At 21.3% G+C, this 1,421-nt stretch carries 1 protein-coding gene; it reads left to right on the forward strand.

The window, feature by feature from the left end:
- Positions 1-1,337: IS1634 family transposase (locus ACXX86_RS04065; protein WP_458561197.1), on the forward strand; the 1,337-nt coding region annotated here is incomplete at its 5' end.
- Positions 1,338-1,421: the final 84 nt, after the last annotated feature.

Here is a 1,421-nt window from a genome sequence, read left to right on the forward strand (position 1 = left end):
AATTTATGTATGATTTAAACATTTTTGAAAATTTTAATTTTGGTAAGCACAAAGGGATGAAAGAAATACTTTCTTATCAAATTGCTAATAGAATTTGTCAACCTTCAAGTATTTTTAAATCTTTTATAAATAAGTCTGAATCATATACAGACTTGGATTATTCAAAAAATAGTTTTTATAGAATGCTTGACTTATTAGAAGATAATAAGGAAAATATCTTGAAAAATATATCTAAAAAGTTTGTCAATGAAAACGAAACTATTTTTTTCGATTCAACCACAATTTATTTTGAAAGTTTCAAAAAAGAAGAATTAAGATTACCAGGATATTCAAAAGATGGAAAATTTAAAGAAGATCAAATTGTTTTAGCAATGGCGTGTAATTCAGAAAATATACCTATTTTTTATAAAATTTTTCCTGGAAATACTGCAGATGTAAAAACATTAATTCCTTTTATACAGGAATTTAAGGAAATTTATAAAAATACAAAAATTACAGTTGTTTCAGACAGAGGAATGAGTTCTGCAGAAAATATTAATTTTTTAGAAGAAAATAATATAGACTACATAATTTCAAAAAGAGCAAATATCGAAACAAAAAAATATAAAGAATTTTTATTAAAAGAAGATGATTATGTTGAGATATCAGGAAAGTTTAAATATAAAACTAAAGAAATTTTTGTAGAAAATAAAGAAAATAAAGGGAAAATAAGAAAACAAATTGTCACCTGAAGTAAATCCAGAGCTAAATTAGATAAACTAAATAGAGAGAATGAAATAAATAATTTTATTAAAAATCAAGACAAAAATGGATTTGTTAATGAAAAAAGAATGATAGGATACAAAAAAACCAAATATTTTAAACAATTGAATTCTTCTAAATATGTTTTAGATGAAGAAAAAATTTCAAATGATCAAAAATTTGATGGTTATTATGTATATGAAACTTCTTTAAAGGATTTAGATCCATTAAAAGTTGTAGAAATATACTCAATGCAATGAAAAATAGAAGAAAATTTTAGAACATTAAAAAATAATTTACAAATTAGACCAATGTATGTTTATACAACTAAACACATCCAAGGACATGTATTATTTTCTTTTTTATCATTATGAATTTTGAAAATGTTTTTATTAAAAATAAAAAATTTCTATAAAGATAATGGAATAATACAAAAAATTACAGATGAAAAATTTATTTTAATTTTAAAAAATTTAATTTATATGACAGAAGAAGATAGAAATAGCAATAAATTATTAACTTTTAAAAGATTAGATAACGAATTATCAGTAATGGCTTGAAATTTTTATGATGAATATATAAAATACATAAAATAGCAAGTAAATTTTTAAAAAAGCAAACGAAAAGTGCTGTAAAACAGCACTATTTGTATTTTTTCCCTATTAACTGGGAAACGCAGG

The organism is Mycoplasma sp. CB776 (assembly GCF_054343395.1).